Below are 19096 nucleotides of genomic sequence, written 5' to 3'. Positions count from 1 at the left end.
GCGTAATCGGCTTCCGGCTGCCCGACCGCGAACCAGTCGCTTTCACCGCCGGATCACGCCACCAGCGGCGCTTCCTGCATGGCTTCGGTCTGCTCTACCAGCATGTCAACCTGACCCTTCCAGTAGTCGCTGGAACCAAACCACGGAAAATTGATGGGAAAAATAGGGTCGTGCCAGCGTTGCGCCAGCCAGGCGCTGTAGTGAACCAGCCGCAGCGTGCGCAGGGGTTCAATCAGTGCTAATTCACGCCGATCAAATTCACCAAATTCGTCGTAACCGTCCACCAGTGCGCCCAGCTGCTGGGTGCGCTGCGCGCGGTCGCCCGACAACAGCATCCAAACATCTTGCACGGCCGGGCCACTGCGGGCGTCGTCAAGATCCACAAAATGCGGACCAGCCATTGGCAACCCCTCTGGAGTCCACAATATATTGCCGGGGTGACAGTCCCCATGCAGGCGAAGGTGCCGCACATCGCCCACCTTGTCAAATATGGTTTGCGCCACCTGCATGGCTTCTTCAAACGCTTTTCGCCAGCGCGATTCCATGTCCAGGGGCAGGTAGCCGCCCGCCACCAAAATGTCATGCGACTCTATGCCAAAGGTCTGCAGGTTCAACGCGGGGCGGTGGCTGAAGTGCCGGGCTCTTCCCACCGTGTGGATGCGGGCCAAAAAGCGGCCAATCCACTCCAGTACATCCAGATTCTCAAGTTCGGGTCGGCGCCCCCCACGGCTCGGCGAGACGCTGAAGCTGAAACCGCCGAAATGATGCAGCGTCGAACCTCCCAGCACCAGGGCGCCCACCACCGGAATTTCAGCCGCCATCAGTTCAGCGGCAAACTCATGTTCTTCGACAATTTGCACATCACTCCATCGCCCCGGCCGGTAAAACTTGGCGACCACCACATCCCCACCCGAATCAGTGCTGCCTGCAGGGCTTTCCAGGTGAATCTGATAAACGCGGTTTTCATAGCTGGACAGCGCCATCATTCGGCCATCGCCCACCAAGCCCACGCTAGCGAGTGCATCCAGCACCACGTTGGGGGTCAGGCTCTCATAGACGTGGACGGTGCTGCGAGCCGGAACGGCCTTGTTGATTTCAGTCATACCCGATTGTCCGCCCAGACGGTACCCCGCAGCGTAGAAGGGATGGACGCTGGCTTCCCCAAATATGGCCTTGACGGCCGGCGCAGGGGGGCATTTCGTTGCCATTTCACGCGTGGCCGGGCTGCCCGCGCCCGCTCCGTTCTCGGGCAATGCACTCGACCAGGCGGACGTTTGAGGCGTCTGCCTGGCGCGGCAAGCCGAGAGTTTGGCTTGCGCGCAGCCTCAGTTAGTCAGCGAGCGGCCAGATTACTTGACCGTGAGCGTCACGTCGATATTGCCCCGGGTAGCGTTGGAATACGGGCAGACCTGGTGAGCCGCATCCACCAGCTCTTGAGCCGCCGCGTGGTCCATGCCGGGCAGCGTTATTTCCATGCGGACAGAAATACCGTAGCCGGCGGGGATTTTCCCCAGGTCGACACTGGCTTCGATACTGGTTCCTTCAGGAACGGTCGCTTTTTTCATGCCTGCCACTGCCTTCATGGCGCCCAGGAAACAAGCCGAGTAGCCTGCTGCAAACAACTGCTCCGGGTTGGTGCCAGTGCCCGACGTGCCGGGCGAACTCAGGGTGACGTCCAGACGGCCGTCATCGGTTTTGGATTTTCCATCACGGCCGCCGGTGGTGTGCGCGTGGGCGGTGTAAAGCACTTTGTCGAGTTTCGTGGTCATGAGCTTGCCTTTAAGAAATGCCTCGGAATTGAGACGGGGTAAGAAAATTTGAAAAAATCAGTGCGGCGCTGGACGGGGCGCAGTCATGGCGCAACCAGACGCTGTCGTAAGGCCTGCACCTGGCTGGTCAGCGACATCAGTTCCGCAATAGAGAACCGGGTGGCGCTGAGGATGCAACCAGGAATTTTTGAGGCCTTGGCCTTGAGGCTGCGACCGGGAGCAGTGAGCGTGATGTGGACGCGGCGCTCGTCTTCCACGGCGCGGATGCGTGAAATCAGGCCGGCTGATTCAAGGCGTTTAAGCAACGGGGTGAGCGTACCGGAGTCGAGGGAAAGCCGATCGCCAAGTGCCGACACCATCAGTCCGTCTTGTTCCCACAGTACCAGCATCACCAGATACTGCGGGTAGGTTAGCCCTATTTCATCGAGGAGTGGTTTGTACAGCTTTGTCATGGCCAGCGACGCTGAATACAGCGCAAAGCAGAGCTGATTGTCCAGTTGCAGCATGGGATCGGTTTTATGAGGCATGGCTAAATTATAGTGCGCAATTCAATTGCGTGCTACGTAATTAAACGAGGGATGGCGCGATCCTGCATTTGTTTTGCGGAAACCCTGGCGGGGAACACTAAACTGGAGCCATGCGCAACCACAGTAATCCACCCGCCAGCAAACGTTCCCGGCCAACGCCGGGCCAAAATCTGGCGACGTCACCGGTGATTGAAGAAATTCGCCCGGGGCAATCTATCGAGCTCCTGAAAGAGCTGCACATCCTGACGCGTGAGGGCAAGCTCAATCAGGACACCCGGCGCAAGCTCAAGCAGGTCTATCACCTTTACCAGTTCATAGCGCCACTGCTGGAAGAAGTGTCGGGCGGCGAGGCGGGCTTCACGTTGGCCGACCACGGTGCTGGCAAGTCCTACCTGGGTTTCATTCTTTATGACCTGTTTTTTAATGTGGCTCATCCAGGCAAAAAAACAAGCGGCCATATTTTCGGTATCGAGACGCGCGCTGAGCTGGTGGAAAAGTCCCGAATTCTGGCGGCCCGGCTCGGTTTTGAGAGCATGTCCTTTTTGAACCTTTCGGTGCAACAGGCCACGCTTTCTGCAGACCTGCCGCAGACCGTGGACATCGTGACCGCTTTGCACGCCTGCGACACCGCCACCGACGACGCCATTGCTTTTGGCCTGGAGAAACGCGCGCGCCACATGGTTCTGGTGCCCTGCTGCCAGGCCGAGCTGGCTGGGGTACTGAAAAGAAATCGAGCGTTGGCGCTGGTGAAAACACCGCTCGCCGAGTTGTGGCGTCACCCGTTGCACGCGCGCGAGTTCGGCAGCCAGATTACGAATGTGTTGCGCTGCCTTCAACTGGAGGCCAGCGGTTACCAAGTCACGGTCACCGAGCTGGTGGGCTGGGAGCACTCCATGAAAAACGAACTCATATTGGCCAGTCGCTCGGCGACGCCTCAGCCGGGGAAAGCTCTGGCCGCCAAAGTGCGCTTGCAGGCGGTGCTTCAAGAACTAGGGCTTGGCGAGTTGACGACGCGTTTTGCGGTAGCGCCCCAGGGGTCCACCGCGGTTAAGTCGTGCTGAAACATAGTTATAGGGTTAACCGTTCAAAAAAATTGAATTGACTGATCAATTAATCTGAAACGAAGCGTGGTAAATAATTTTTATACTTTGTAAAACTTTTTTAAAACCATGATCCTAGTCACCACCACTGCTCGTTATAACGGCTTCTCCATTGCCTTGCACTGGGTCTTGGCGCTCTCGCTCGGGTTGATGTTCGGGGTCGGCCTCTATATGGCAGACCTCCCGTTTTCGCCCCAGCGCCTGAAGCTCTATAACTGGCACAAGTGGGCCGGCGTCACGATTCTTGCACTGTCTCTGATCCGTTTGCTGTGGCGGTTTACGCATCGCCCGCCGGCTTTGCCTCGGACGGTGATACGGGCTATGCCCGGATGGCAATTGCGCACCTATCATGCAACGCACGGTTTGCTGTACCTGCTGTTCTTTGTGGTTCCTCTGGTCGGATGGGTCTACACCTCGGCAGCCGGTTTTTCTGTGGTGTGGTTTGGCGTGCTGCCCCTTCCCGACTTCGTAGCGCCAGACAAAGGCCTGGCTGCCTTAATAAAGCCCTGGCACGGGTACTTTGCATTCGCGCTCGCCGGGCTGGTTGTCTTGCATGTAGCTGCCGCGCTCAAACACCATTGGATAGATCGAGATGGGCTACTTAAACGCATGCTGCCTCGTCTTCGGTGAGATCACACTACTTATCAAATCAGATTGAGGAATTTATTCATGCGCCCATTTCTTTCTGCCGTCCGCGTTGCGGGCCTTGTAATCGCAACCGTCTTCGTTTCTCTGTCTGCGCAAGCGGAACAAAAGCTGGTGCCGTCGCAAAGCGAGATTGCTTTCGTAAGCAAACAGATGGGCGTGAGCGTGGAGGGGCACTTCAAAAAGTTCGATGCGCAAATTGCGTTCGATCCAGCCAAACCTGAATTGAGCAAGATTGCATTTTCGATCGACGTCGCGAGTGCGACGCTGGGATCCCCGGAAAGCGATGCGGAATTGCCCAAAGCGATCTGGTTCAACGCCGCCAAGTTTCCCCAAGCTAGCTTTCAGTCGACGTCAGTCAAAGGCTTGAGTGGCGGCCTGTTTGAAATTGCAGGCAAACTGAACATCAAGGGCAATGTGCGCGAAATATTGATTCCGGTACGCCTCACCCAAAGTGGTTCAAATACGATCGCGACGGGTGCTTTTTCGATCAAGCGCCTGGCTTTCAAGATTGGCGAAAACGAATGGGCCGATACCTCGATGGTGGCCGACGACGTACAAGTCAAATTCAAGCTCGCGCTCACCGGCGTGGGCAAATACTGATTTTTTTAACCTTGATTTTGGAGTAACTCTTGTGCGTAAATCACTTTTAACCCTGGCCGCTGTGGCAACCTTGTTGGCCGGCGCTGCACAGGCAGAATCCGCGACCTATGCCTTCGATCCGTCCCACACATTTGTGACTTTTGAAATTGGCCATTTCGGCACGACGACCAACCGAGGGCGATTCGACAAGAAGGAAGGTTCGGTACAACTTGACCGTGCAGCCAAGTCCGGCAAGGTCGAAATCAGCATCGATGCGACGTCGGTCAATACGGGTACCGCCGCGTTCGACAAGCATCTGCAGAGCGCGGAACTGTTCGACGCCGCCAAGTATCCGACCATCAAATTTGTCTCGGACAAGTTCAGCTTTAACGGCGACAAGGTTTCCGAAGTCTCTGGTAACTTGACCTTGTTGGGTAAAACGCTTCCGGTGACGCTAAAAGCCAATCAGTTCAATTGCTACGCCAGTCCGATGCTCAAGCGCGAGGTGTGCGGTGGCGACTTCGAGACCACCGTGGACCGCTCGGCATTTGGCATGAATTACGGCATCGACTGGGGGTTTCCTAAAAATGTTCGCCTTGTGATTCAAGTGGAAGCTGTGAAGCAATAAGCCGCTTCTGGCGCGCAACTCCACGCAGCCAATAAAAAGTCCCGCCGGTCCAACGACTGGCGGGGCATTTTTTTCGGTGCTCCTAGATCCGCTCAAGACCGAAAGCGCTTGCGCGTGAGTGCCAGTGCAACCCAGAAACCGATCACTGCATAGGCCACCAGCACCGCCAAATTTTGTAGTGCCTGCGTTGGAAGTCGCCCGAGAAACAGCGGCCGTATCAACTCAACCGCAGCGGTCAGCGGGAACCAGTCTGAAACTATCCGCATCACGCGTGGCAGCTGATCACGCGGAAAAAACACGCCGCTTAAAAACATGGTGGGCGTTAGGAAAAGCGTGAAATAGTAAGTGAAAAAGTCATAGCCTTTGGCCAATGCGTTAAAGATTAACGCAATGCTCGAAAACACGATGCCTACCAGGACGAGTAACGGCCAAGCCAACAACAGCATGGGGCTATGGCTGATGCCCAGGACCAGCATGACAATCAGGATCACTGTCGTGGTGAATAAGGACTTGAACGCGGCCCACAGCATTTCGGCAAATACCACATCGTCCAGCCGCACCGGGGCATTCATGATGCCGTCCCACGTGCGCTGCACCTGCATGCGCGAGAAAGCCGAATACAGCGCTTCAAACGACGCCGCGTTCATGGCACTCATGCAGATGGAGCCGCTGGCCAAAAACAGGATGTAGGGCACCGCCGTACCGCCCAGCTGAACCCGTCCAACCAGCGCGCCCAAACCGTAGCCAAAAGCCACTAGCGTGATCAGCGGCTCGGCAATGTTGCCGACCAGACTGGGTATGGCCAGCTTGCGCCAGACCAGCAGGTTGCGCCGAAAAACGGGTAGCCAGCGCCAGCTGATTTGGGGCGTCCTGAACAGTTCGCGCCATGACGCCAGCGTCGTTTGAAGTGCGGCCATTACGCATCCTCCCTGATCTGGCGCCCGGTGAGTTTGAGGAACAGGTCCTCCAGGTTCGCCGGCCGATGCAGCGTGCGCAGTTGCGGGTAGTCTGTGAGCGCGGACAGCAGCCGCTTCGAATCCTGGGTGTAGAAAAACACGGTTTCACCACTGACTTCGGTTCGCGCAGCCAGCGTTTTCAGCGGTGAGTCCACCAGCTGCAGGGCCCCCGCGCCATAGACTTCCACCACATCCGGCTCCAGGTTTTGCGCGATCAGGTCGCGCGGCGCGCCTTCAGTCATTTTTTTGCCGTGGTCCAGTACCAGCAGCCGGTTGCACAGGCGTTCGGCTTCGTCCATGAAATGGGTGGTGAGCAGTATGGATTTACCTTGTTGCACCAGCCTTTGCAGGCGCTCCCACATTAAATGCCGGGCTTGCGGGTCCAGGCCGGTGGTGGGTTCGTCGAGCAACAGCAGTTGGGGGTCATTGATCAGCGAACGCGCCAGGCTGAGGCGCCGTTTCATGCCACCAGATAATTCACTGAGCTTGGCGTCGGCCTTGTGCGTCAGCGCTGCAAATTCCAGCAACTTTGGAATTCGGGCTCTGATCACGCTGTCCTTGAGGCCGAAGTAGCGGCCGAACACCAGCAGGTTTTCGGCGCATGAAAAATCAGGGTCCAGACTGTCAAACTGGCTGACGATGCCCAGTCGCTCCTTGATGGCCAGGGCGTCTTTCGGCATGTGCAGGGCCGACGCTGCGGCGCCGGCCGGGAAATAGGAAATATGTCCCGCGTCCGGTGCGGTCAGCCCGAGGCACATGCGAATGGTGGTGGTCTTGCCCGCTCCATTCGGGCCGATCACGCCCAGGCATTCGCCCGGCGCGATGTCAAAGGACAGGTCCCGTACAACGGTGTTCTCGCCATAGCTTTTGCTCAAGGACTTAACTGAAAAAATTGGCGAATGCGGGACTGGAGTCATCGACGCATTGTGCCTTGGGGACGTATGAGGTGCGCGGGATGATTTCTTGAGCGCAGGCTTCAAGTTGCGGTAAATTGCTGTCTCGGACATTTGTTTTTTTGATTCCACCTTTTTTTGATTTTTTATGACTTCAATCGGCACGCCTTTATCTCCCCATGCAACCAAAGTCATGCTGCTCGGCTCCGGCGAGTTGGGCAAAGAGGTCTTGATTGCGTTGCAACGACTGGGTGTCGAAACGATCGCAACCGACCGTTACGACAACGCGCCCGGCCAACAGGTAGCGCACCACGCCCGCACCATCGACATGAGTGACCCGGTGCAACTCAAGGCGCTGATTGAAAAGGAGCGGCCGGATCTGGTGGTACCCGAAATCGAAGCCATCGCTACGACCACACTGGAGGAACTGGAAGCCGCCGGCACGGTGCGCGTGATTCCGAATGCACGCGCCGTCCGCCTGACGATGGACCGCGAAGGCATCCGGCGTCTCGCGGCTGAAACGCTGGGTTTACCGACCAGTCCGTATGTCTTTTGTAATTCTTTGCAGGCATTGCAGGCCGCTATTGACTCCAAAATCGGATATCCCTGCATCGTCAAACCGGTCATGAGCTCCTCTGGCAAGGGTCAGAGCAAAATTGCCGGGCCTGACGAGGTGAGCGCGGCTTGGGATTGCGCGATGGCCGGTGGCCGGGTAAGTCATGGCCGCGTGATTGTGGAAGGCTTCATTGATTTTGATTATGAGATCACGCAACTCACCGTGCGTGCCGTATCGCCCGATGGAGGCGCAAATGAAAAGGTTGAGACATATTTCTGTGATCCGATTGGCCATTTGCAGGTCCATGGCGACTATGTGGAAAGCTGGCAACCCCACCCCATGCACCCAGCTGCGCTGCAAAAGAGCCGCGATATTGCGAAAAGCGTGACCGACAACCTGGGTGGGCAAGGGCTCTTTGGGGTGGAGCTATTCGTGAAAGGGGAGGACGTGTGGTTTAGCGAAGTGAGTCCGCGCCCCCACGACACCGGCATGGTGACGCTGTGCACGCAATGGCAAAATGAGTTTGAACTGCATGCGCGGGCCATTCTGGGCTTGCCCGTCAATACGGCGCTCAAAAGTCCAGGCGCCAGCGCCGTGATTTATGGCGGGGTGGATGCCACGGGCATCGTGTTTGACGGCCTCGCCGAGGCATTGCGTGTACCCCACACCGACATTCGTCTGTTCGGAAAGCCCGAGAGCTACGTAAAGCGTCGTATGGGCGTTGCGCTCGCTTTCGATGCCGATGTGGAGGTGGCGCGAACACGGGCGAGGCAAGCGGCGTCGCTAGTGAGGCCGAGAGCGCCAGGGTAACGAACAGGAAGGACATCAGGCCATGAGCGTTAGCGAATTCAGCTTTCCCGAGGACGTGACATGGAGCGTCTTGCTCGCAGCCCTGCTGGTTGTCATCGTGGCCTTGCTGGTTCATCGAATGGGCGCGGCCATTCTCCGGAGAATCACCCGTGGCAGCCCGGTGGCCAGTGCGGTGGTCAGCCGCTGCTGGCGCCCCGCGCGGCTGGTACTGCCTTTGGTGGGACTGCAAAGTGTGTGGCAGGCGGCACCCGAACATCTTCCTCTGATTAGCCAGGTCAGGCACGGCAACGCCTTGTTGCTACTCGCCGCCCTGACGTGGCTGGGCCTGCGTGCGCTTAACGGCGTTACACACGGTGTCGCTGACCTGCATTCGGTCGCGGTTGCCGATAACCTCAATGCGCGCCGCATCCAAACGCAGACCCGGTTGCTGGTGCGTATCGCTAACTTCATTGTTCTCATCGCGGGCTTGGCGTTGATGCTGATGACCTTTCCCAGTGTGCGGCACATTGGGGCCAGTTTGTTGGCTTCGGCAGGCGTGGTCGGCATTGTGGCGGGCATTGCGGCGCGGCCGGTGTTCAGCAATCTTATTGCCGGACTGCAGCTGGCGCTGGCACAACCGATGCGTATCGATGACGTACTGGTGGTACAGGGCGAGTGGGGCCGTGTAGAGGAAATCACCGGCACCTATGTGGTGCTGAAGATATGGGACGAACGCCGGCTGATCATTCCCCTGCAATGGTTCATCGAAAACCCATTTCAGAACTGGACGCGAAGCAGCGCCCAGATTATTGGGACGGTTTTTGTGTGGGTTGACTATCGCATGCCGCTGGAGCCGCTGCGCGACGCGGCCCGACGCGCCTGCGAGGCGGCACCGGAGTGGGACAAGCGGCTGTGCCTTTTGCAAGTCGTGGAAGCAGGGGAGCGCAGCATGCAGCTGCGGGTGCTGGTGACCTCCGCCAGTTCGGGCTTGAATTGGGATTTACGCTGCAAGGTGCGCGAGGCACTGGTGGATTTCATGCAGCGCGAGTACCCGCAGCATTTACCGCTGCTGCGGGCTGAACTGCCTGAGTTCGCAGAGACCAAGCATCCGGACAGGCCGAGCGCTCCGAGCGCTGATTAGTGGGCTTTACCTGGACTAGGCGGTGGTGGGCTCCCGCCAAATACGACAAAACTGCATTTTTAAATCACAACGCGCGTCTGAGGATTACGTTAGGAATGCCCGACAGCCGACAGCGGGAACACCTGAAGGTTTGGTAGCCTAAATTGTCAATTGTTCAACAACCCGTTCATGGAGAACCTCTTTATGCAATACCGACGTCTCGGTCACAGCGGCCTTCAGGTCAGCGAACTTTCACTGGGCTCCTGGGTGACGTATGCCAATCAGGTTGACGTCAAGGCAGCAAAGGAAATGCTGGCGCTCGCCATGGACTGCGGTATCAATTTCTTTGACAACGCCGAGGTCTATGCCAGCGGCAATAGCGAAGAAGTCATGGGCGATGCCATCAAGGCACTCAAATGGCCGCGCCTGAACTACATCGTATCAACCAAGTTTTATTGGGGCCTAGCTGCGACTGATGCCAAAGCGGTAACCATCAATCGAAAAAATACCCTTAACCGAAAATACTTGATGCAGGCGATTGATGGCTCGCTCAAACGCATGGGGTTGGACTTTATCGATCTGGTTTACTGCCACCGCCCCGATGCCCTGACACCGATTGAAGAAACCGTGCATGCCATGAGCGACATGATCACCCAGGGCAAGGCGCTGTATTGGGGCACGAGTGAATGGTCGGCGGACGAGATTCGCGCAGCCTGGTGTATTGCCGATAAACATCATTTGCACAAACCAGTGATGGAGCAGCCACAGTACAACCTGTTTCACCGCAAGCGGGTGGAGCATGAATATGCGCGTTTGTATGAAGATATCGGGCTGGGACTCACAACATGGAGCCCGTTGGCCAGCGGTTTGCTCACGGGCAAGTACCGCAACGGTGTCCCCAAAGGCAGCCGTGGCGCTCAAAAGGACATGGACTTTTTGGTCAAGGGGCTGACGGATGACGCAAAAAATTCCGCTGTTACCCGGCTCGAGGTGGTGGCCAATGAGCTCGGCTGCACGCTGGGCCAACTGGCAATTGCCTGGGCCGCGCACAACCCGCACGTGAGTACCGTTATCACTGGTGCTTCGAAAATTAAACAGCTACGCGACAACTTGGGCGCCGCCGACGTGATTGCAAAACTCACCCCTGATGTGATGACCCAAATTGACAAGATTACAACGCCGCTAGCCGCGTAAATAAGGGCAAGGCATGCAAAACGCAGCGCATGCCGATACCCTGGGGCGGTGGCGAAAGAACGATGAGAAGTGATGACCGTCCTACCCGCTTCCCGGCCCCTACCGACGGTGCCTGACAAGCAGGCAAAGCCTGTGGCAGGCGACGCCGCGGCCGGTTTGACCAGCGCAGAGGCCCAAAGTCAACTCAAAAAATTCGGTCCCAACGCCTTGCCCCAGGTTGCACTGCATCCGGTTCAAGAAGTTCTGAGTAAATTCTGGGCACCCGTTCCCTGGATGCTGGAAGCTGCGGTGCTGCTCCAACTGGCGATGGGCGACTATGCCGCCGCCGCAGTCATACTTGTTCTGCTGGTGTTTAACGCGGTATTGGGCAGCTTTCAGGAAGGGCCAGCAAAAGCGACACTGGCGGCATTGAAGTCGCGGCTGGCGATTAATGCTTCTGTGTTTCGCGATGGTGCCTGGCAAACGCTGTTTCAGCGCGGCGACGAGACAGCCAAGGTGACGGCTACTGGCCTGGGCACTTAGTTTGGCCGCACTGCTCGCGTCCATTCCGGTCGCGTTACCGGCCACGTTTACTTTGGCTTCAGTCTTGGGCGCGCACGCACTGCTTAAGTTGGGGGTGTTTGTCGACACGCCTTTCTCCAGTGGATGAGGCGGCCAATGAGCAGCCGTAAATTCGGCTGACTATATTTCGTGTGCGAGCGACGCCATGGCGCTGTTATTTGGTCAGCTGTTTACGTATTGACAGCAGTTCCCGCCTGTGAGCCGCATTCGCCACGGGATAGCTCATTTCTAAGTCCTCAAAAGCCTCAAGGATGATTTGCGAAACAATTAGTCGACTGTTGTCCTTATCGTCTGCAGGCACCACGTACCATGGCGATTGAGTGGTGCTGGTGGCGCTTAGGCAATCTTCGTAAGCCGCCATATAAGCTGGCCAGAATCGGCGCTCGTGCAGATCGGCGGCGGTAAATTTCCAATTTTTCTCGGGCGTATCGATGCGCTCTATAAAGCGCTTGCGTTGTTCGTCTTTGGAAAGATGCAGAAAGAACTTGATGATGCGGGTGCCGTTGATGTGCAGATGGCGCTCGGTATCAGCAATGGAACGGTAGCGATCCTGCCAAATACTACCGCACGGTTCCGCGGCGTTGCTCCGCGGCGCTGGTAGTCCTTCGCTTTGCAATATGTCTTGATGCACACGCACAATCAGAACTTCTTCGTAATACGAGCGGTTGAAGATGCCGATTCGCCCGCGTTCGGGCAGATCACGTAGCGTGCGCCACAAGAAATCGTGCTGCAGTTCTGCCTCGCTTGGGTGCTTGAAGCTAAACACCTGGCAGCCCTGCGGGTTGACCCCTGACATGACATGGGCGATAGCCCCGTCTTTACCTGCAGCATCCATCGCCTGAAAAATAATCAGTACCGCATAACGATTGGACGCGTACAGCAATTGTTGCAAGGCGCTTAACTTCCGCGCATGCTTTTGCAACTGCTCATTGGCATGTTTGGAAGACCGGCACAGTGGCGCAATGTCGGTTGGCCATTTACTCAAATTGACCGCGACACCTTCTTGTACGCGAAAATCGTGTGAGCAAATCTTCATGATGGACATCCAGTTGAGGTCATGGATTTAATGGCTTGAGGCGGCTTATGCCTTTGCTGGAGTCGTCAAGTGGAGCGCCAGTCTCGTCGTTTTCTAGATCTTTCATCTGGTGCGTAAGCTCTTCGATGCCTTCCTTTAAAGAGCCGGGCAATGCGCGATAGCATGGATCGACTGGATAAAAAACCGAGTGAATCTAAGCGCTCGGGTAGAAGTCGCAAGCTTGCAATTGTTACCGGCTTGGCTTACCGAGTTCACGCCAGCTGGTGTCATGCACTTCAACGCCATACTTTTTAGCGGACTCCAGAATGCGCTGCCAGGCGATGTTGCGTTCAGTGTCGCTAACACCCGTTACCTGGTTAAAACGGGCGATTGCGTTGCGGACATGACTCGCATTTTCGAGCGGTTCTTTACGCTGCGCTTCAAATGCAAACTGAATCGCTGGCAGATCGTTTCGGTCGCTGGCGGCTAGCTTTGTCATGGATATTCCCGGTGTACTGAAAAGATAAACGCGGTCGCCGCAGTGGCGCGCCGCTTCATGCTTGATGCAGTTTATGCCGGTTGACCTTTTTCGTACAGTCCTCGCCTTGTCCAATGAGGTATGAGCCTGAAGCCGTAATTTGATGTGAATTGGTGAGTGGATTGATCCTCCTCAGGATCCGGATGCAACAGGCATGAGCGTGGCGTGCTGCTGCACTACCTGCGATACACCAGCGGTTACAGGCGGTCCCAGCCATCATTCCCCTCTTGAAACGGGCTTTTCGCGACTACGGCGACGTGCGCGACGAACGCTTGGCCCGTCTGTCTTCTTCGCACCTGTACAAGTCGCGCAAAAGCGAGGGATACGAAGCTTAGCGGGTGAGTTTTACCAAGACCCATCCGGTATGCACCAGGGCGATGAAGACGGCATGAACGGGGAAACTATCACATCACCTGTGTGGACAGCATTTCGCAGTGGCAAGTCGAGGCTTGCGTGCAGGGCATCAGCGAAGCATTTCTGCTGCCGGTGCTGGCGATGGTGATCTAGCAATTTCCGTTTGTCATTGAGGGTTTTCACTCCGACAACGCCCCCGGGCAAAGCGCAAAAATGCCAGTGTGGTCAGCAAGCAGGCGGGCTACGCTCAGATTCCGAAAAAGTACGCGCAACCCATCAATAATTTTTACCAGAAATACTTCAATCCGTGGCGCAGTTTGCCAGCTTTGCAACCCGGTCAACCCGCACATCGAAGTTATCTAAATTGAGAGCCCCTCAGGCTCACACCGGAATGGGAACACACTGAGGGGCCTCCGAAAGACATTTACAAATCGGCCGGCAAATTTCAATTGCTGAAATTTTGGGCAGCTACAATCGGGGGCTCTTTCTTCAGCAATCAGCAGCGCCTACTTTTCATGAATATCGGCCCCTACGCTTTGGCAAATAACCTGTTTGTCGCGCCCATGGCCGGTGTGACGGATCGTCCGTTTCGCACCTTGTGCAAAAAGCTGGGGGCGGGGTATGCGGTGAGCGAGATGGTGACCTCGCGCCGTGATTTGTGGGACACACTGAAGACTTCCCGGCGCGCTAACCATGACGGCGAAGCCGAGCCGATTGCGGTTCAGATTGCGGGCACTGACGCTTACATGATGGCCGAGGCCGCCGCCTATAACGTTGATCGCGGTGCGCAGATCATCGACATCAACATGGGTTGTCCGGCCAAAAAGGTCTGCAACAAATGGGCTGGCTCGGCCCTGATGCAGGACGAAACGCTGGCGCTGCAGATCGTGGAGGCAGTGGTTGCCGCCTGCGCTCCGCACAACGTTCCAGTTACGCTCAAAATACGCACCGGCTGGGCTCAGAGTCACAAAAATGCATTGACGATAGCGCGTGCGGCTGAAAGCGCTGGGGTGCAGATGGTCGCCGTGCATGGCCGCACACGCGAGCAGGGCTACAAAGGATTTTCCGAATACGACACGATTGCTGCGGTGAAAGCGGCCTTGCGCATTCCTGTGGTGGCCAACGGGGACATCAGCAGCCCCGAAAAAGCCCGAGATGTGCTCGCTTATACCGGGGCTGATGCGGTGATGATCGGCCGCGCAGCGCAGGGTCGGCCCTGGATTTTCCGCGAGGTGGCGTATTTTCTGGCGACGGGTGCTCACCTGGCGCCGCCGCTTGTAGTCGACGTCAAGCGCCTGCTACTCGATCATTTGCTGGATCACTACGCGCTGTATGGTGAATTTACTGGCGTGCGGACGGCCCGCAAACACATCGCCTGGTACGTGAAGACCTTGCCGGGCGGGGAAGCATTCCGCGCCCAGATGAACCTTCTGGACGATTGCGAGGCGCAGCTTCGAAGCGTCGGTAATTTTTTTGAGGGCCTGGGCGAGCGGATGGATCGCATTTCATCCAGCGCTGGCAGCGAAAATGAACAGGCGCAAGCGCAAATGAACACACATAAAAATCAAGAGGAAGCGGCTGCATGACCAGGAAACATATCGAAGAGTGCGTACGCTCCAGTCTGGAAAGCTATTTTGAGGACCTGGACGGTACCGAACCCGGGGGCATGTATGACATGATGGTCCGCGTGGTTGAACGACCCCTGCTGGAGGTGGTGATGCAACATGCCGATCAAAACCAGTCGCGTGCTGCCGAATGGCTGGGCCTGAACCGCAACACCTTGCGCAAAAAACTGGTTGAGCACAGGCTCATCAAATAATTCCTTGGATGCATCCCTCCTGGTACAGGACGGATGTCTCCGAATCTGCATTCCTTCACAAAGATCAAAATGAACGCATTGATTTCCGTTTCCGATAAGACCGGTATCGTCGAATTTGCGCAGGCCCTGCACGCGTTGGGCCTCAAGTTGCTTTCCACGGGAGGCACGGCCAAGTTGTTGGCGGAGGCCGGTCTGCCGGTGACCGAAGTGGCGGAACTCACCGGGTTTCCGGAGATGCTCGATGGCCGAGTAAAAACACTGCATCCCAAGGTGCATGCGGGGCTGCTGGCGCGGCGCGACGTGCCCGAACACATGGCCGCCTTGAAGGCACATCAGATCGACACCATCGATTTGCTCGTGGTGAATCTCTACCCGTTCGAGGCAACGGTAGCCAAGCCAGGGTGCACGCTGGAAGATGCTATTGAAAACATCGACATCGGCGGTCCGGCCATGGTGCGCTCGGCAGCGAAGAACTGGAAAGATGTGGGCGTGCTGACCGATGCGTCGCAATATGCCGCAGTTCTGGATGAGCTCAAAGCCAGCGGCAAACTGACGGATACGACTAAATTTTCCCTGTCGGTCGCCGCGTTCAATCGCATCAGCCAATACGATGGCGCGATCAGCGACTACCTTTCCAGCATTCAGCCAGATGGCACTCGCAGCCTGTTTGCGGGCCAGGCCAATGGCCGCTTCATCAAGGTGCAGGACCTCCGATATGGGGAAAACTCGCACCAACAGGCTGCGTTATACCGTGATTTGGACCCTGCACCCGGCTCACTCGTGACTGCCAAACAGTTGCAGGGCAAAGCAATGTCTTACAACAACATCTCTGATTCGGACGCCGCCTGGGAATGCGTCAAGAGCTTTGATGGGCTTAAAGAGGCGGCTTGCGTGATTGTCAAACATGCCAACCCTTGCGGTGTGGCAACCGGTGTGGACGCGTTGGAGGCCTACAGCAAGGCCTTCAAAACCGACCCCATGTCGGCGTTTGGCGGGATCATCGCCTTGAACTGCCCGCTCGACGAGCGCGCAGCGCTCCAGATTTCGAAGCAATTTGTGGAAGTTCTGATGGCCCCCGCCTTCACGCCCGAGGCTCTGGAAGTGTTTAAATCCAAGGTCAATGTGCGGATTTTGCAAATCGATTTGCCGGCCGGCGGCGACACTGCCTGGAAGCAGGGTCGTAACTTGATAGACATCAAACGCGTTGGTTCCGGCCTTTTGATGCAAACCGCAGACAGCCACGAACTGGCGCTGGCGGACCTGAAAGTGGTCAGCAAACTGCAGCCGACGCCGGCTCAGTTGGAGGATTTGCTGTTCGCATGGAAAGTCGCCAAGTTCGTCAAGTCCAACGCGATCGTTTTTTGCGCTGGCGGCATGACGCTAGGCGTTGGTGCAGGTCAGATGAGTCGTATCGACTCTGCGCGCATCGCGTCCATCAAGGCGGCCAACGCAGGGTTGACACTACAGGGTTCCGCCGTGGCGAGCGATGCCTTTTTCCCTTTCCGCGACGGGCTCGACGTCGTGGTGGATGCGGGTGCGGCCTGCGTCATTCAACCCGGCGGCAGTATGCGTGATGCGGAGGTGATTGCCGCCGCCGACGAGCGCGAGGTCGTCATGGTGCTCACTGGCATTCGGCATTTCAGGCATTAATCAGGCAGTGCGGCGGGCTCTGTGGCGTCGACCGACCGGCTGCAGTTTTTGCGAGGGCTAGTTTTGCAGCCCGGTTCCCCCGGTGGGGGGCTGAATCAGATTCAGTTGCCCGCAAAAAACCGCGCTGCTGCATCCACTGTGGCATCAATATCCGAAGCCGAATGTGCCGAGCTGACGAAACCGGCTTCATAGAGTGCCGGGGCGAAATAAACACCGCGATCCAGCATCGCATGGAAAAAGCGATTGAAAGCCAGGCCGTCGGTGCCCATTACGGTTGCGTAGTTTTGCGGTAATTGTTCAAGCAGAAAAAAGCCAAACATGCCACCCTCGCTATCACCGCAAAAAGGCACGCCGGCTTTGGCGGCCGCCTGCGTCAGGCCTGCAACCAAACTACGCGTGCGCGCGCCGAGGGCGTCATAAAACCCTGGTTTCTGGACCTCATGCAGAGTGGCCAAGCCGCAGGCAGTAGCCACGGGATTTCCCGACAGGGTGCCCGCCTGGTAGACCGCGCCCAATGGTGCCAGCTGTTCCATCACAGCACGCGTTCCGCCAAAGGCGGCCAGCGGCATGCCACCGCCAATCACTTTGCCCATGACCGTCATGTCAGGTTTGAAACCCGGAATGCTTTGGGCATAAACGCTTTGTGCGCCGCCGAGTGCCACGCGAAAACCGGTCATTACTTCGTCGAATATCAGCAGTGCGCCATGTTGGGTGCAAAGTTCCCGGCACCGTGTCATGAAAGGAACGCTGGCACGCACGAAATTCATGTTGCCGCAAATGGGCTCGATGATCAGGCAGGCGACTTCGCTGCCATGCAAGGCAAAGGCTTCTTCAAGGTGGGCCACGTTGTTGTACTCAAGCACCAGGGTGTGCTGCACCACCTCCGGCGGTACTCCGGCACTGGTCGGGCTGCCAAAGGTGGCCAAGCCAGAGCCGGCTTTTACTAACAAGGCATCAGAATGACCGTGGTAGCAGCCTTCGAACTTGACAATCTTGCTGCGACCAGTCGCGCCGCGGGCCAGCCGGATTGCACTCATGGCCGCTTCTGTGCCGGAACTCACCAGCCGCACCATTTCAAGGGACGGCACAAGGCGCACGATTTCCTCGGCGAGCTCGACTTCTCGTTCGGTCGGCGCGCCAAATGAGAAACCCTCCAGCACGGCTTTCTGAACCGCTTCAACGACCACCGGATGCCCGTGCCCCAAAATCATCGGTCCCCAAGAGCCGATGTAGTCGAGGTAGCGCTGACCGTCTGCGTCCCAAAAATAAGCGCCTTGCGCGCGTTGCACGAAGCGCGGGGTTCCGCCCACCGCTTTGAAGGCGCGAACCGGTGAATTGACGCCGCCCGGAATCAGCTTTTTGGCGCGCTCGAACAGCGCGGTGTTTCGGGACGTGTCGGGATTAATGCTTGATTGTTCCATCGGGGGGCACTTCAAAAGGGGGGTTGGAAGTCAGGAAGGCGTTGCTGTCTGAAGGTAAATCTGTCGCTGCGCTTTCATCGTCCGAGCCTTCGGGATCGACATCGGCTTCGGCCCAGAACAGACGATCTGGCACGATGTTACCCATGCCCGGATGAAAACCGGCATCCAGGCTGTGGTCCAGATAGGTCAGCGCTTCGGCGGTGGCCGCCTGCAGATCGCTACCATTCGCCAGCAATGCCGAGAGCGCGGCCGAGAGGGTCTCGCCGGCGCCGGAAAAAATAGCTTCAAAGCGCTCAAATTTTTCGCTGTACAACACGGCTTGGGGTGTGGCCAGCACGTTGTCAATGAACTGCTCGGGCAGCGGTATGCCCGTAACGAGGGTATACGGCACGCCCAGATCGGCAGCGGCTTTTGCGATGTCCCGGGCAGAGGGGTTTCGCTCGCCGGACCAGTCGGGCAGTAACCACCGCCATAAGCTGCTGTGGTTACCGATCAATAAGGTGGTCTGCGGTAGCAGCAATTCGCGGAAAGCGTCCAGATAGCTGTCGATCTCGCCTTCGTCCCACCAGGATAGGCTGGGCATGTAAGCGATGAGGGGCACGTCCGCATAATCGGATGCGATTTCCGCGATAGCGCTGATGTTTTCCGGACTGCCGACAAAACCCACCTTAAAAGCCGAGACCGGCATGTCTTCCAGCGCAGACCGCGCCTGATCGGTGACGGCTTCTTCGTCGAATGCAAAGTGGTCGAAAATTTCAGCGGTGTCGCGCACATAAGCGCCGGTCACGATGGCGAGCACGTGTGCTCCGGCTGATACGATGGCCGCGATGTCGGCGGTCAGGCCCCCCGCGCCACTTGGGTCGTTGGCGTTGAAGGTCATGACGCAGGCCGGTGACGCGTCGCTGTCTTCGGTTTGGAGTTGTCTGCTATCCAGTAAACGGGTATTGGGGTTTGCCATAGGCTGCAATTTTGCCTTGTA

The 19096-nt window shown here is 57.2% G+C and carries 20 protein-coding genes; 11 read left to right on the top strand and 9 right to left on the bottom strand.

Annotated features, from left to right (window positions below; genetic code table 11):
- Positions 1 to 53 precede the first annotated feature (53 nt).
- The 3 genes from HHJ16_RS01760 to HHJ16_RS01750 all read right to left on the bottom strand — a co-directional run bounded on the left by HHJ16_RS01760 (position 54) and on the right by HHJ16_RS01750 (position 2296).
- Positions 54 to 1103 carry a serine/threonine protein kinase gene (locus HHJ16_RS01760; protein WP_293640164.1) on the bottom strand — a complete coding sequence of 350 codons (1050 nt, stop codon included), beginning with the start codon at positions 1101 to 1103 and terminating at the stop codon, positions 54 to 56.
- Positions 1104 to 1349: 246 nt separating this feature from the next.
- Positions 1350 to 1769: an organic hydroperoxide resistance protein gene (locus HHJ16_RS01755; protein ID WP_293640162.1), complete on the bottom strand. Its 420-nt coding sequence runs from the start codon at positions 1767 to 1769 to the stop codon at positions 1350 to 1352.
- An 83-nt stretch (positions 1770 to 1852) separates the two neighbouring features.
- Positions 1853 to 2296: a MarR family transcriptional regulator gene (locus tag HHJ16_RS01750; RefSeq protein WP_293640160.1), complete on the bottom strand. Its 444-nt coding sequence runs from the start codon at positions 2294 to 2296 to the stop codon at positions 1853 to 1855.
- A gap of 110 nt (positions 2297 to 2406) precedes the next feature.
- On the opposite strand from HHJ16_RS01750, the gene HHJ16_RS01745 reads away from it, so the two are divergent.
- The 4 genes from HHJ16_RS01745 (at position 2407) to HHJ16_RS01730 (ending at position 5251) form a co-directional block, all read left to right on the top strand.
- A complete protein-coding gene (locus HHJ16_RS01745; protein ID WP_293640159.1) occupies positions 2407 to 3357 on the top strand; it encodes an SAM-dependent methyltransferase in 951 nt (316 codons plus the stop codon).
- Positions 3358 to 3465: 108 nt separating this feature from the next.
- Positions 3466 to 4026, top strand: a complete 561-nt coding sequence (locus tag HHJ16_RS01740; protein ID WP_293640158.1) for a cytochrome b — start codon at positions 3466 to 3468, stop codon at positions 4024 to 4026.
- Positions 4027 to 4065: 39 nt separating this feature from the next.
- Positions 4066 to 4644, top strand: coding sequence for a YceI family protein (locus HHJ16_RS01735; protein ID WP_293640157.1), 579 nt, complete (start codon positions 4066 to 4068; stop codon positions 4642 to 4644).
- A gap of 31 nt (positions 4645 to 4675) precedes the next feature.
- On the top strand, positions 4676 to 5251 hold the full coding sequence (locus tag HHJ16_RS01730) for a YceI family protein (RefSeq protein ID WP_293640155.1): 576 nt from the start codon (positions 4676 to 4678) through the stop codon (positions 5249 to 5251).
- Between the two features lie 92 nt (positions 5252 to 5343).
- Here the strand turns inward: HHJ16_RS01730 and HHJ16_RS01725 are convergent, their stop codons facing one another.
- A complete protein-coding gene (locus tag HHJ16_RS01725) occupies positions 5344 to 6168 on the bottom strand; it encodes an ABC transporter permease (protein WP_293640153.1) in 825 nt (274 codons plus the stop codon).
- Positions 6168 to 7124 carry an ATP-binding cassette domain-containing protein gene (locus tag HHJ16_RS01720; RefSeq protein ID WP_293640152.1) on the bottom strand — a complete coding sequence of 319 codons (957 nt, stop codon included), beginning with the start codon at positions 7122 to 7124 and terminating at the stop codon, positions 6168 to 6170. Before HHJ16_RS01720 ends, HHJ16_RS01725 begins: the two co-directional genes overlap by 1 nt.
- A 124-nt stretch (positions 7125 to 7248) precedes the next feature.
- Here HHJ16_RS01720 and purT point away from each other — a divergent pair, with 124 nt between their 5' ends.
- The 4 genes from purT (at position 7249) to HHJ16_RS01700 (ending at position 11281) form a co-directional block, all read left to right on the top strand.
- A complete protein-coding gene (purT, locus tag HHJ16_RS01715) occupies positions 7249 to 8466 on the top strand; it encodes a formate-dependent phosphoribosylglycinamide formyltransferase (protein WP_293640151.1) in 1218 nt (405 codons plus the stop codon).
- Positions 8467 to 8488: 22 nt separating this feature from the next.
- On the top strand, positions 8489 to 9586 hold the full coding sequence (locus HHJ16_RS01710) for a mechanosensitive ion channel domain-containing protein (protein WP_293640150.1): 1098 nt from the start codon (positions 8489 to 8491) through the stop codon (positions 9584 to 9586).
- A 183-nt stretch (positions 9587 to 9769) separates the two neighbouring features.
- A complete protein-coding gene (locus HHJ16_RS01705; protein ID WP_293640149.1) occupies positions 9770 to 10759 on the top strand; it encodes an aldo/keto reductase in 990 nt (329 codons plus the stop codon).
- Positions 10760 to 10831: 72 nt separating this feature from the next.
- Positions 10832 to 11281, top strand: coding sequence for a cation-transporting P-type ATPase (locus HHJ16_RS01700; RefSeq protein WP_293640147.1), 450 nt, complete (start codon positions 10832 to 10834; stop codon positions 11279 to 11281).
- A 193-nt stretch (positions 11282 to 11474) separates the two neighbouring features.
- Here HHJ16_RS01700 and HHJ16_RS01695 read toward each other — a convergent pair whose 3' ends face one another.
- A complete protein-coding gene (locus HHJ16_RS01695) occupies positions 11475 to 12356 on the bottom strand; it encodes an ADP-polyphosphate phosphotransferase (protein WP_293640145.1) in 882 nt (293 codons plus the stop codon).
- Positions 12357 to 12585: 229 nt separating this feature from the next.
- Positions 12586 to 12834: a DUF6582 domain-containing protein gene (locus HHJ16_RS01690; protein WP_293640143.1), complete on the bottom strand. Its 249-nt coding sequence runs from the start codon at positions 12832 to 12834 to the stop codon at positions 12586 to 12588.
- Positions 12835 to 13742: 908 nt separating this feature from the next.
- On the opposite strand from HHJ16_RS01690, the gene dusB reads away from it, so the two are divergent.
- From dusB to purH, 3 genes are all read left to right on the top strand, one after another.
- Complete coding sequence (gene dusB / locus HHJ16_RS01685) at positions 13743 to 14813, top strand: tRNA dihydrouridine synthase DusB (RefSeq protein ID WP_293640142.1); 1071 nt, start codon at positions 13743 to 13745, stop codon at positions 14811 to 14813.
- A complete protein-coding gene (locus tag HHJ16_RS01680; protein ID WP_293640140.1) occupies positions 14810 to 15046 on the top strand; it encodes a Fis family transcriptional regulator in 237 nt (78 codons plus the stop codon). Before dusB ends, HHJ16_RS01680 begins: the two co-directional genes overlap by 4 nt.
- A gap of 63 nt (positions 15047 to 15109) precedes the next feature.
- Positions 15110 to 16696 carry a bifunctional phosphoribosylaminoimidazolecarboxamide formyltransferase/IMP cyclohydrolase gene (gene purH / locus HHJ16_RS01675; protein WP_293640210.1) on the top strand — a complete coding sequence of 529 codons (1587 nt, stop codon included), beginning with the start codon at positions 15110 to 15112 and terminating at the stop codon, positions 16694 to 16696.
- A gap of 101 nt (positions 16697 to 16797) precedes the next feature.
- On the opposite strand, the gene hemL is transcribed toward purH, so the two are convergent.
- Both hemL and HHJ16_RS01665 read right to left on the bottom strand, forming a co-directional pair.
- Positions 16798 to 18117, bottom strand: coding sequence for a glutamate-1-semialdehyde 2,1-aminomutase (hemL, locus tag HHJ16_RS01670; protein WP_293640139.1), 1320 nt, complete (start codon positions 18115 to 18117; stop codon positions 16798 to 16800).
- Positions 18098 to 19075, bottom strand: a complete 978-nt coding sequence (locus HHJ16_RS01665; RefSeq protein WP_293640137.1) for a bifunctional hydroxymethylpyrimidine kinase/phosphomethylpyrimidine kinase — start codon at positions 19073 to 19075, stop codon at positions 18098 to 18100. The genes hemL and HHJ16_RS01665 overlap by 20 nt, the downstream gene beginning before the upstream one ends.
- Positions 19076 to 19096: the final 21 nt, after the last annotated feature.

It is taken from the genome of Polaromonas sp. (assembly GCF_012927485.1).
Classification (GTDB): Bacteria; Pseudomonadota; Gammaproteobacteria; order Burkholderiales; family Burkholderiaceae_C; genus Polaromonas.
This window is presented reverse-complemented; position numbering and strand designations above follow the sequence as displayed.